Below are 12,881 nucleotides of genomic sequence, written 5' to 3'. Positions count from 1 at the left end.
GTTGCTGCGGACAACGTCCGAGCGGTGTATCGGGCTTCGGGTTGGGAACAGAGTGGACTCGGCGGTGCCTGGCGGGTTTCCGGCCCGGCGGATCCGGAGCTGGAAGCCCGCTTCCTCGGAACTAGTGTCGCGGAGCTGAAGAATGCACGTCCGACTGGGCGATGGCGTCAACATTTGGCATCCCGACCCGGTGGACTGAAAACGCGGGCCCGCGCTTACCCGCCCCAGGCAGCGAGCGGGCTCCTAGAATTGCCGAGTGGTAGGGCGGGGGACGGCGGTGAGGATGTTTAGGGAGGCGGTGAACCGGTAGGTCGGTATTGTCTTGTTTTGCGCTTTGTAGCAAGATGTCCCAATGTCCGAATACTATCCGCCATCAGCATCTATGCCGTTGCCACCGGCGACTCCTGGGCGAGTCACCACGGTCCCACCTACTCGGCCACTGCTGGGATTGCCGATATTTTGGATCGGCTTGGGTATCTTCCTCGCCAACTTCTTCGGTGCATTTCTGCACGTACTTTTTATCAAAGACTCAGCGCCAGGATGGTTCGTCATCGGCGTGGCCGCTGTCCTCGGGGCCGTCGGCATTGCACTCGTCATATACCGGACCAACGGGATTGCGTGGTGGCATTGGCTGCTGATGGCCTTTTGTGTCAACCTGCTGCTCGGTGCAGTGAATCGCGCGACCGATGTAACAGCGATCCAAGTGGTCTTCGGAATCGTGAACTTCGTGGGTCTACTCGCGTTGATCGTTGGCGCAATTCTCGCTGCCGTACGGTCGTCGAAACAACCCACCGCAACGCCCACAGGTCCACTGTTGGCACCGATCGTCGGTTATACCGCTGAAGGACAACCGGTCTACGGCTCACCCGTTCGATCACAGACCACCAATACCTTTGCGATTCTTGCACTCATCTTCGGATTCCTCGCCGGTGTACTAGGGATCATTTTCGGTCATATCGCGCTGAGCCAGATCAAGCGCACAGGTGAGAATGGCCGCGGTATGGCTATCGCAGGACTGATCCTCGGCTATTTGTTTGTCGCTTTCTGGCTGGTGCTCTTTATCGTCGCTGCCACCAGTGCCGCGTGACGCCCCATTCTGGGGCGTGATGCGAGCGCAGGCGTGCTCGAATTACGGCCCGTATTTGTGTTTCGGGCGTGTCCGACAGAAGTTCTCCGTTTTCCTTGGATAGTGACGATTGGTTCACGTATGTCCGAAATGTCGTCCCCATCGGGGACGCCTCAACCCCGCGCCTTCAGCGCCGCCCGCGCCGCATTGAACCCACCCATCCCGTGGACCCCGCCGCCCGGGGGAGTCGCGGACGAGCAGAGGTAGACGCCCGGGGCGCCGGTGGCATAGGAGTCGAGCCCGAACCGGGGGCGCGCGATGATCTGCCGCGCAGTGTTCGCCCCAGCGGAGATGTCGCCACCCACGTAGTTGGGGTTGTAGGCCTGCATCTGCGGCACATTGCGCACGTGGACGCCCACGATCCGGTCCCGGAATCCCGGCGCAAAGCGTTCGATCTGACTCGTAATCGCATCGGTCGCGTCGCCCGGATATCCATGCGGCACATGCGCATACGCCCACACTGGGTGGATGTCTCCGACGGAACGGGAGGGGTCGGCCAAGAACTGCTGACCCAACAGAATGAAGGGCTTGTCCGGCATCTGACCCTGCACGGTCTGGCGTTCGACAGCAGCAGTTTGCGAAATCGTCCCGGACAGATGCAGGGTGCCGGCCTTGCGGGCATGCGGATTCGTCCACGGCACGACGCTTCCGTCGGAATCACCACGCACGGCGTAGTCGACCTTGTAGGCGGCGGTGCCGTAGCGGAATTTGCGGTAGGCCCGGGCAATGCGGTCGGGCTGCCGGCCGTCGAGCAGACGACCGGCCGCGTCGGGGGCGATGTCGAGCATCACGATGTCGTAACCGGCGATCTGGGAGTAGTTGGTGACCCAGTTCCCGGTTTCGATGGTGCCACCGAGGCTGCGCAGGATCGAGGCGAGGGCGGCTGCAATTGAGCCCGAACCACCTTGCGCGACAGGCCAACCGTGAGCATGAGCGGCCGCGGTCAGCATTGACGCGACAGCGCTGGACAGGGGAAGGTCCAACGGCCCGAACATGTGCGCCGCGACGCCACCGAACAGCGCCCGCGCTTGTGGGGTCTTGAACATCCGAGCGAAACCCGTCGCGGGAAGCAGAGCGCCCGTCCCGAAACGGGCGAGCATCAGCGGGTGCTTCGGAACGTGCACGATCGGCTGGAAGACGTCCTGCACCAACTCGTCGAAGTTCTCGGCGAGGTATCCGAAGACGTCGAGCCACCTCTTACCGTCGGCACCCAATCCGTCAGCGGTCCGGTTGATGTCACGCCAGAGAACCCCGGCGGTGCCGTCGTCGAGTGGATGGACCAGATCGATCTCGGGCCACAGCCACGTCAGGCCATGCTTGGCGAGCCCGAATTCGCGGTCGAGGGCCTTGAAGTAGGGAGAGGCCAAGGCCGTGGGATGGAAGGCGGAGCAATCGTCGTGGACGAGTCCGTCGACAATGTATTCGCTACTGCGGGTACCGCCGCCGATCTTGTCCGCACCCTCGATGACATGAACGTCGATTCCGGCGCGGGCGAGTTCGATCGCCGCCGCGAGACCGTTGGGGCCACTGCCCACCACTACTGCTGTTGTCATTTGCGCTTCGCCACCCGTCTTCTCAGGTGTGAGCCTACGGAAATTACAGCGATGGCATTCTGCGAGCAAACAATTCAGGCCTAGACCTTGGTTGATCGATCAACTTTTGTTACAGTTCGAGGCGCACTGGCCGCAGCTGATTCTTATCGCTGCGGCCAGTTGTTGCATTCATCGCCCATCGCGCCTGTTTCCTGCGGATTCGGTATCCTGTGAATCGGAACTTCTCTGCACAGACGCAGCTCCGAAATCTGTCGAGGGGCCTTCTGGCTCCCTGCATCGCCGCAGTTCAGAGCAATTATAGGGCTACCTTAGTTGCGCCCGTGCCGGGGTTCTGAATTATCGTTTTCGTTACACGGTTGACTCACAAAAGTTTCAACCGACCGAAGACTCACGTCGCCGGGTGCCAGAACGCACACCATCGCGTCTGCGCAGGGCGGCTACTTCGGTGGTACCGAACACATCGTCGTGTCGGTGCTTTGAAGGACTTGCATTGCAAGTTGATGGCCATCAGCGCTGCTGGTCGTCGGTGCATCTTTATGGCATACGAAGGCTGGGTATGAAGCAACTTCCAGGCCCCCAGGGCCTCTATCACCCGTCCAATGAGCACGACTCCTGTGGAGTCGCATTTGTTGTCGACATGCATGGTCGCCGCAGCAGGGACATCGTCGAAAAGGCGATCACCGCTCTGGTCAACCTCGAGCATCGCGGCGCTGCCGGATCAGAACCCAACACGGGTGACGGTGCGGGCATTCTGCTGCAGGTTCCCGACAAGTTCTTCCGAGCTGTCGTGGACTTCGCGCTGCCCGCCGAAGGCGCGTACGCAACCGGTATCGCATTCCTCCCGCAGGGCGATGCCGATGCACACGAGGCTGCTGCTGCAGTCGAGAAGATCGTCGTCGAAGAGGGCCTGAAGGTTCTCGGCTGGCGCGAGGTCGGAACCGACGACTCATCGCTGGGCGCATTGGCGCGCGACGCGATGCCGACGTTCCGTCAGATCTTCATCGGCTCCGAGGGTGACAAGTACACCGGCATGGATCTCGAGCGTCGTGCATACGTTGTGCGTAAGCGCACTGAGCACGAACTCGGCTCAGAAGGCGCCGGCAAGGGTGGCCCGGGTAGCGAGACCGTGTACTTCCCCAGCCTGTCCGGCCAGACGTTCGTCTACAAGGGCATGCTCACCACCCCGCAGCTCAAGGGTTTCTACCTCGACCTGCAGGACGATCGTGTCGAGAGCGCACTGGGCCTGGTCCACTCGCGCTTCTCCACAAACACGTTCCCGTCGTGGCCGCTGGCGCACCCGTTCCGCCGGGTCGCTCACAACGGTGAGATCAACACCGTCACCGGCAACGAAAACTGGATGCGCGCTCGCGAGTCCCTCATCGACAGCGACGTCTTCGGTGGCCGCGAGAACCTGGACAAGATCTTCCCGATCTGCACCCAGGGCGCCAGTGACACCGCTCGTTTCGACGAGGTGCTCGAGATGCTGCACCTCGCCGGCCGCAGCCTGCCGCACGCAGTTCTGATGATGATCCCGGAAGCCTGGGAGAAGCACGAGAGCATGGACCCCGCTCGTCGGGCGTTCTACGAGTACCACTCGGCTCTCATGGAGCCCTGGGACGGACCGGCGTCGGTGTGCTTCACCGACGGCACCGTCATCGGCGCCGTGCTGGACCGCAACGGTCTGCGTCCGTCGCGTCTGTGGATCACCGAAGACGGCCTCGTCGTCATGGCGTCGGAGGTCGGCGTTCTGCCGATCGATCCGTCCACCGTGGTCCGTAAGGTCCGCCTCCAGCCCGGCCGCATGTTCCTCGTGGACACCGCGCAGGGCCGGGTCATCAGCGACGATGAACTCAAGTCCGAACTCGCTGCCGAGCACCCGTACCAGCAGTGGATCGACGAAGGTCTGATCCACATGGACGACCTGCCGGACCGCCCGTACACATACATGTCGCACGAGCGCGTCGTGCTGCGTCAGCAGCTCTTCGGTTTCACCAGCGAAGAGGTCAACCTGCTGGTCAAGCCGATGGCACTCTCCGGTGCCGAGGCACTGGGCTCGATGGGTACCGACACTCCGATCGCCGTGCTCTCGTCACGTCCGCGGATGCTGTTCGACTACTTCTCGCAGCTCTTCGCTCAGGTCACCAACCCACCTCTCGACGCGATTCGTGAAGAGGTTGTCACCAGCCTCGGCGCGACCATCGGCCCCGAGGGCGACCTGCTGCACCCGAATGCGGACTCCTGCAAGCAGATTGCGCTCCCGCAGCCGATCCTGCACAACGACGACCTGTCGAAGCTCGTTCACGTCAACGACGACGGCGAATTCCCGGGCTTCCGCAGCGTTGTGATCCGCGGCCTGTACCCCGTCAAGGAAGGCGGCGACGGTATCCGTCGTGCGCTCGAGGGCATCAAGTACCAGGTCTCGCAGGCAATCGAGGGTGGCGCCCGCATCGTCGTGCTCTCGGACCGTGAGTCCACCGAGGACTACGCGCCGATCCCGTCGCTGCTCCTCACCTCAGCCGTGCACCACCACCTGGTTCGTGAGAAGTCGCGCACCAAGGTCGGCCTCATCGTCGAGGCCGGCGACGCCCGCGAGGTGCACCACATGGCGCTCCTCATCGGCTTCGGTGCCGCAGCGGTCAACCCGTACATGGCTTTCGAGACCATCGACGAGTTCCTGCAGAACAAGGAACTCGAGGGCCTGACCCTCGAGAAGGGCATCGCGAACTACATCAAGGCAGCCGGCAAGGGTGTCCTGAAGGTGATGTCCAAGATGGGCATCTCGACGCTCGCGTCGTACACCGGTGCTCAGCTGTTCCAGGTCATCGGCCTCTCGCAGGAGCTGACGGACGAGTACTTCACCGGTCTGCAGTCGCAGCTCGGTGGCATCGGCCTCGACCAGATCGCAGCCGACGTCGAAGCACGTCACCGCATCGCGTACCTCGATCGCCCCGAAGAGCGCGCTCACCGCGAGCTCGAGGTCGGCGGCGAGTACCAGTGGCGTCGTGAAGGCGAGTACCACCTGTTCAACCCGGACACGGTCTTCAAGCTCCAGCACGCAACTCGCACAGGTCAGTACGAGGTGTTCAAGGAGTACACGACAATGGTCAACGACCAGTCGGAGCGCCTTGCCGCTCTGCGTGGTCTGTTCGACTTCAACATCGGCAAGCGGCCGTCGATCTCGATCGACGAGGTCGAGCCGGCCAGCGAGATCGTCAAGCGTTTCTCGACGGGTGCGATGAGCTACGGCTCCATCTCCGCCGAGGCTCACGAGACTCTCGCCATCGCGATGAACCGTCTGGGCGCCCGCTCCAATTCCGGTGAGGGCGGCGAACATCCGTCGCGCTTCACGCCGGACGAGAACGGCGATCTGCGTCGCAGTGCCATCAAGCAGGTCGCGTCGGGACGCTTCGGTGTCACCTCGCACTACCTGAGCAACTGCACCGACATCCAGATCAAGATGGCGCAGGGAGCCAAGCCCGGTGAGGGCGGCCAGCTTCCGGCTCACAAGGTGTACCCGTGGGTGGCCGAGGTTCGGCACTCCACGCCTGGCGTCGGGCTGATTTCGCCGCCGCCGCACCACGACATCTACTCGATCGAGGATCTCGCTCAGCTGATCCACGACCTGAAGAACGCCAACCCGCAGGCCCGCATCCACGTGAAGCTGGTCTCCGAGGTCGGCGTCGGAACCGTCGCGGCCGGTGTCTCCAAGGCACATGCCGACGTCGTTCTGATCTCCGGTCACGACGGTGGCACCGGTGCCACCCCGCTGACCTCCGTCAAGCACGCGGGCGCACCGTGGGAGCTCGGCCTCGCCGAGACCCAGCAGACGTTGCTGCTCAACGGTCTTCGTGACCGCATCGTCGTGCAGGTCGACGGCCAGCTCAAGACGGGTCGCGACGTCGTCGTCGCTGCCCTGCTCGGTGGCGAGGAGTTCGGTTTCGCCACCGCACCGCTGGTGGTCTCGGGCTGCATCATGATGCGCGTCTGCCACCTCGACACCTGCCCCGTCGGTGTCGCGACGCAGAACCCGTTGCTGCGTCAGCGTTTCAGTGGCAAGCCGGAATTCGTCGAGAACTTCTTCATATTCATCGCCGAAGAGGTTCGCGAGCTTCTCGCGGAACTCGGTTTCCGCACGCTGCTCGAAGCAGTCGGCCAGGTCGACATGCTGGACACCACGCGCGCTCTCGATCACTGGAAGGGAAGCAAGGCAGGCAATCTCGATCTGTCGCCGATCCTGACCCAGGTCGAGTCCGCGTTCATGGACCAGGACGTCCACTGCACCGGAACGCAGGATCACGGTCTGGACAAGGCACTCGATCAGCAGTTGATCGTCTCGGCCCGCAACGCACTCGACAAGGGTGAGGCGGTCTCGTTCGAGTCCGCGATCACCAACGTCAACCGCACGGTCGGCACCATGCTCGGCCACGAGGTCACCAAGGCGTTCGGTGGAGAGGGCTTGCCCGAGGGCACCATCGACATCACGTTCACCGGTTCCGCCGGTAACAGCTTCGGTGCTTTCGTGCCCAGCGGTATGACCCTGCGCCTGCACGGCGACGCCAACGACTTCGTCGGCAAGGGCCTCTCGGGTGGACGGATCGTCGTACGCCCGCCGCTCGATGCAGCGGAAGGCTTTGTCGCCGAGGACAACATCATCGGTGGCAACGTCATCCTGTTCGGCGCCACCAGCGGCGAGGCTCTGCTTCGCGGTGTCGTCGGCGAACGCTTCGCAGTCCGTAACTCCGGCGCCACTGCCGTCGTCGAGGGTGTGGGCGATCATGGTTGCGAGTACATGACGGGTGGAAAGGTGGTCATCCTCGGAGCCACCGGACGTAACTTCGGCGCCGGCATGTCCGGTGGCGTCGCGTACATCTACAACCCCGACAAGGCATTCGAGAAGAACCTCAACACCGAACTGGTGGACCTCGAGGATCTTTCGGGCGACGACTTCACCTGGTTGAAGAGCGTCATCGAACGTCATCGCGACGAAACCGGCTCCGAGGTTGCCACGCGCATCCTCGGCGACTGGTCGCAGCAGGTGGGTCACTTCGCAAAGGTGATGCCCCGCGACTACAAGAAGGTTCTTTTGGCCATCGCGGCCGCAGAGAAGGATGGCAAGAACGTGGACGAGGCAGTTATGGAGGCAGCTCGTGGGTGATCCAAGCGGCTTCCTGAAGCACACGTCGCGCGAACTTCCGGTTCGCCGGCCGGTGCCGTTGCGCCTGCTCGACTGGAAAGAGGTCTACGAGGAGTTCCCGAAGGAAACCCTCCAGACCCAGGCCAGCCGTTGCATGGACTGCGGAATTCCTTTCTGCCACAACGGTTGCCCTCTCGGAAACTTGATTCCCGAGTGGAACGATCTGGTCTTCAAGGACCACTGGCACGACGCCATCGAGCGTCTGCACGCGACCAACAACTTCCCGGAGTTCACCGGTCGTCTGTGCCCCGCACCCTGTGAGGCGTCCTGTGTCCTGGGCATCAACCAGGATCCGGTCACCATCAAGCAGGTCGAGGTCGAGATCATCGACAAAGCCTTCGACGAAGGGTGGGTCAAGCCGGTTCGCGCCGCGCACGCCACCAACAAGAGGGTCGCAGTTGTCGGCAGTGGTCCGGCCGGTCTGGCTGCAGCGCAGCAGCTGACCCGCGCCGGTCACGCAGTGACGGTCTTCGAGCGGGCAGACCGCATCGGCGGCCTGCTGCGCTACGGCATCCCCGAGTTCAAGATGGAGAAGCGGCACATCGACCGCCGTCTCGAGCAGATGGAAGCCGAAGGCACCGTCTTCAAGACCAACGTCAATGTCGGCGTGGACATCACCGCGGACGAGCTGCGCGAGCAGTTCGACGCAGTGGTTCTGGCCGGCGGCGCCACCGCAGCTCGCGATCTGCCGATCCCAGGCCGCGAACTGGACGGCATCCACCAGGCGATGGAGTTCCTGCCGATCGCCAACCGCGTGCAGTTGGGTGACCTCGACGCTCCCACCATCACTGCTGAGGGCAAGAAGGTTGTCATCATCGGCGGCGGCGACACCGGCGCGGACTGCCTCGGTACCTCGCACCGTCAGGGCGCAGCCAGCGTGCACCAGTTCGAGATCATGCCGCGTCCGCCGGAGACTCGTGCCGAGCAGACTCCGTGGCCGACGTACCCGCTCATGTTCCGCGTGGCTTCGGCTCACGAGGAAGGCGGCGAGCGTCTGTTCTCCGTCAACACCGAGAACTTCGTCGGTGAAAACGGCAAGGTCACCGGACTCAAGGCTCACGAGGTCGAGATGAAGTCGGGTCGTTTCGAGAAGGTTGAGGGCTCGGACTTCGAGCTCGAAGCCGATCTCGTGCTCCTGGCCATGGGCTTCGTCGGTCCCGAGAAGCCGGGTCTGCTCACCGATCTCGGTGTCGACTTGAACGAGCGCGGCAACGTCGCCCGCACGTCGAAGTGGAACACCAACGTCGACGGCGTGTTCGTGGCCGGTGACATGGGCCGCGGTCAGTCCCTGATCGTCTGGGCCATCGCCGAGGGACGTTCCGCAGCAGCCGCTGTGGACACCTACCTCGAGGGTGTCACCGCCCTTCCGTCACCGATCCACCCGACAGCGGCTCCGCAGCGCTAGAGGCTCTTACAAAGCCGCACCCCATCGCATTCGGTGGGGTGCGGCTTTGTTTCTGCAAGTAGTTCGCACGATCTGTAACAAACCTTCATCAATCGTGCATCGGACAGACACAACGCCCAGACAGTATGATTCCGGAGCATCGATAGTGGTGTATGGGTTGCTTAAGTTAAATCAGGGGAGTTTCATGCGTGCGAGGCGTCTCGTTGCGGTGTTGTCGGCACTAGCTGCGGCAGTGGTGGTACCGGTTGTCAGTTCTCCCGTGGCGTCGGCTGATCCCTGCCCCGGTCTGTACGTCGTGGCCATTCCGGGAACCTGGGAGCCTTCGGGTACTTCTCCCGGTGCCGGCATGCTTGCCCCGGTCACCAACGGCCTTCCCGGTTCCGTACGCACCGATTACGTCACGTACTCGGCAACGGCCTTCCCGTGGGAGTCCAACGTCTACGCCAAGTCGAAGCAGCAGGCTGTCGACAACGCCCGCGGCATGATCGCCGCGATGGCCGCCTCGTGCGGTGACACTCGCTTCGCGATCGTCGGATACAGCCAGGGCGCCGACGCGGCAGGCGATCTCGCAGCCGAGATCGGAACCGGCATCGGCGTTGTTCCCCCGACTCGCGTCGAGGGCGTCGGCCTCCTGTCCGATCCCCGCCGCTCCGAGTCCGACGTCCTGATCGGACCCGCTGTCGGAGGCAACGGAGCCAGCGGCGCTCGCATCGGTGGATTCGGTTGGCTGTCAGGCAAAACGGTGACGCTGTGCGCCGTCGGTGATCTGTACTGCTCGACGCCCAAGGACGATTTCGTGATGCGTCTGGCCGGGTTCATGGCTCAGGTTTCCGACCCCACTCCGGCAAACGCTCTCTCGCTGCGCGACGAGGCCGCCGTGATCGTCAACGATCTGGTCACTGCAGGCGGACTCCCCGCACTGATGGCTCAGCTCGATCCAGGCGCGAACTCGCGGCGCGTCGATCAACTGGTCGCCTTCTACGGCTCGCAGGTTCACACCGACTACACGCGTTACGTTGTTGACGGCGCAGGCAATTCGGCTACATCCTGGCTGCACAACTGGTTGGCCGGCAAAGCCTGATCAGCAGTACGTCTGCTCCGCGGTGTCGACGTAGATCTCGGCGATCCGCTGCGAAGACATCGGCGTGATCTGTGAGTACACCTCGCCGACGGAGTTGAACTCCGCCAGCACCTCGGACCGCGGCATGCCGTCGGCCAGAGCCTTGCAGGTGCCGTCGGCGTAGAGGATCTCTGCGGAATCCATTCCGGCGGGCGGGATCCCGGCCAGACGTAGTGCAGCGATGTACCGCTGTCCCTTCTCGCCTGCGTTCGCGACGATCTCGTCCGGTGACCGGGCGTCGATCGGTGAGTTTGCCGGTGGCGCTACCTGTGGCGCTACCGGAAGCGACAGCTGCGGGGGCGTCGATTCGACGACGCTCGGCGCTGCTTCCGCAGGTTCGGCGAGTGGGCTGGTCGGCAATTCGGGGAGCGAACTGGGAGCAGTCGAACTCGACGTTGCCGCCACCGTGGTGCTGGTGGCAGCAGAAGTGGATTCCGCTGCGTCGCTGTCGGATTGGCTGCTGCAGCCGCTGAGGAGTAGGCCCGCTGCCGCGACGCAGAGGACCAGTCTGTTCGTGTTCATCACCCGTGAGTGTTACACACCGTACCGCTTAGTTTGTCCGTTTTAAGGAAACTCCCTTTTGCCCTGTTTTTAAGTCGAAGTCCTGTGATATACATCTGTTCAGTTGTTACTTGTGAGTAGGAGCACACCGCAAGACCTTGTCGGCGGCGGTCGAAACACAAGCAATGACTGCGAGTTTCGTCCCCCATCACATAAACGGCAGGGAGAAATCAGTGCAGAAATCTCACAAGAACGGCAACAGACGTCTCGGCACGCGCGTGGCCGTTATTGCAGGTACCGCAGGTGCAGTGCTGGCTTTTGCAGCGCCGATGGCCTCGGCTCAGGACCCGGTCGACAATTCGGTACCGGGCGCCGCAGTGTGTCCGGCTACTGCCGAATCCTGTGTGTCGGTGGTGGTTCAGAGCGGAACCTTCGACAACAACGGCTTCAACCTCCCGATCGGAAAAGGCGACATGATCATCGCCGCCGAGGCCGGCTCCGGTGAAGGTGAGTCCACCGTTCTTCTCCCGCGCGACGACGGACACAACGGTGTCTACTCCAAGCCGCTGACGGTTCCCGGCGGCGTTCTGGGAATCGATCTTCCGTTCGGCAATCTCTTCGGCCTGGCCGCAGTAACGGCCGAAGTGGAGGCAACGGCTGCGCCGACTCTCAACGGAATCATCACCGACATGGATCTGAGCATCCCGGTGCGGATGAAGATCAACAACGCGTTCCTCGGTGACAACTGCTACCTGGGTTCCGAGGCGGCGCCGGTGAATCTTCGTCTCGCGCCTGACCCGTCGGTGGTCCCTACCTACACGGTGCTTCCGTCGACTGCGCTGAAGGTGAGCCCGGTCGGGAACGAGGCCACCGGCTTCGCGCTGCCCGCTGCCAGTGGTTGCGGACCGTTCGGAGTGCTGAATCCGATCGTCAACTGGCGAGCAAAGGTGCCGGCCACTTCCGGCACCTCGCTCAGCACGATCTCCGACGCCTACCTGTACCCGGGAGGGCTCACCGGTAGCGATCCTCTCGACGCTCTCGGTGGCGGAACAGGATCCAGCGGTTCCAGTGGCTCGAGCGGTTCGTCCGGAAGCTCCGGTTCCTGAAAAATCGGAAGCCTAGACGCAGCGGTGGTGACGGAATGTCACCACCGCTGCGGCGTCCGACCTGTAATAACCTGTGCCTCAGGGTGGGCGAAGGCGGCACTCCATCAGGAGGACCTGCGCGGCCACGAAATCACAGGGGAGTCCTCAAACATGTTTCGAGACAGCGTTCTTGCCGGTCCGGTCCTGCGTCGGGGTGTGACGGCGCTGGCAGTTGCAGCCGCGGCCACCATGTTTGTCGGCACCGCAGCAACGGCGGAGCCGGCAGCAGTTGTCGGTGAGGTGTCCGCGGACTCCATCGCGGCAGCCCGTGCGCAGGCCATCGGAACGACGGTCACCGTCGTGGGAACCGCGACTACGCCGTCCGGAGTGTTCGAATCCAGCTTCTACGACAAGGGCTTTGGTCTCCAGAGCGGCAATTCGGGCATTTACATCAGCGATCCGAACAACTCCGGGATTGCTCTCGGCGATCAGGTTCAGGTCACCGGAGTCCTCGCGGATCAGGAAGGCCTGCTCGTCGTCCGCCCGACTGCCGTCGAGGTAATCGGCACGACCACCCAGATCAGCGCGGCGCGATTGCCCCTCAATGCAATCGGTGAGGGCAGCGAAGGTCGTCTCGTGACGGTGTCCGGGATCGTGAGCGGACCCGTCGTCGACGATCTGCCGTACGGTCACAAGATCCTGGTGTCCGGCGTCGACGGAAACACCGTCATCTTCGTCAACACCCAGACCGGAATCGACGTCGACGCCATTGCAGTCGGACGCCCGATCACCGTCACCGGTTTCAGTGGCCAATACGCCAGCACCTACGAGGTTCTTCCCCGTTCGGAAGCCGATGTGCAGCAGGGTTTCACGGGCAGCCTGAGCTTCGGCAGCTGA

The 12,881-nt window shown here is 63.0% G+C and carries 8 protein-coding genes; 6 read left to right on the top strand and 2 right to left on the bottom strand.

Features of this window, described 5'->3' with window-relative positions; genetic code table 11:
• Positions 1–352 precede the first annotated feature (352 nt).
• Positions 353–1,087 carry a DUF4190 domain-containing protein gene (locus ACKAMS_RS08095; protein ID WP_230091050.1) on the top strand — a complete coding sequence of 245 codons (735 nt, stop codon included), beginning with the start codon at positions 353–355 and terminating at the stop codon, positions 1,085–1,087.
• A gap of 152 nt (positions 1,088–1,239) precedes the next feature.
• On the opposite strand, the gene ACKAMS_RS08090 is transcribed toward ACKAMS_RS08095, so the two are convergent.
• Entirely contained in the window at positions 1,240–2,679 is a 1,440-nt protein-coding gene (locus ACKAMS_RS08090; RefSeq protein WP_408988849.1) for a phytoene desaturase family protein, read from the bottom strand.
• Between the two features lie 556 nt (positions 2,680–3,235).
• Between ACKAMS_RS08090 and gltB the strand changes: the two genes are divergently transcribed.
• The 3 genes from gltB (at position 3,236) to ACKAMS_RS08075 (ending at position 10,359) form a co-directional block, all read left to right on the top strand.
• Positions 3,236–7,834 carry a glutamate synthase large subunit gene (gltB, locus tag ACKAMS_RS08085; RefSeq protein WP_408988848.1) on the top strand — a complete coding sequence of 1,533 codons (4,599 nt, stop codon included), beginning with the start codon at positions 3,236–3,238 and terminating at the stop codon, positions 7,832–7,834.
• On the top strand, positions 7,827–9,278 hold the full coding sequence (locus tag ACKAMS_RS08080; RefSeq protein WP_020968013.1) for a glutamate synthase subunit beta: 1,452 nt from the start codon (positions 7,827–7,829) through the stop codon (positions 9,276–9,278). Before gltB ends, ACKAMS_RS08080 begins: the two co-directional genes overlap by 8 nt.
• A gap of 184 nt (positions 9,279–9,462) precedes the next feature.
• A complete protein-coding gene (locus ACKAMS_RS08075; RefSeq protein WP_020905644.1) occupies positions 9,463–10,359 on the top strand; it encodes a cutinase family protein in 897 nt (298 codons plus the stop codon).
• On the opposite strand, the gene ACKAMS_RS08070 is transcribed toward ACKAMS_RS08075, so the two are convergent.
• A complete protein-coding gene (locus ACKAMS_RS08070) occupies positions 10,360–10,920 on the bottom strand; it encodes a DUF732 domain-containing protein (RefSeq protein WP_317832559.1) in 561 nt (186 codons plus the stop codon).
• Positions 10,921–11,132: 212 nt separating this feature from the next.
• Between ACKAMS_RS08070 and ACKAMS_RS08065 the strand changes: the two genes are divergently transcribed.
• Both ACKAMS_RS08065 and ACKAMS_RS08060 read left to right on the top strand, forming a co-directional pair.
• Positions 11,133–12,005, top strand: a complete 873-nt coding sequence (locus ACKAMS_RS08065; RefSeq protein WP_408988847.1) for a hypothetical protein — start codon at positions 11,133–11,135, stop codon at positions 12,003–12,005.
• A 150-nt stretch (positions 12,006–12,155) separates the two neighbouring features.
• The gene (locus tag ACKAMS_RS08060; protein WP_408988846.1) at positions 12,156–12,881 is read left to right on the top strand and encodes a hypothetical protein; all 726 of its coding nucleotides are present in this window, start codon (positions 12,156–12,158) and stop codon (positions 12,879–12,881) included.

The sequence above is a fragment of the Rhodococcus sp. 5A-K4 genome (assembly GCF_046097995.1).
GTDB classification, from domain to species: domain Bacteria; phylum Actinomycetota; class Actinomycetes; order Mycobacteriales; family Mycobacteriaceae; genus Rhodococcus_F; species Rhodococcus_F erythropolis.
Note: the sequence above shows the minus strand (reverse complement) of the source record. Positions and strands in the feature narration are given on the sequence as shown.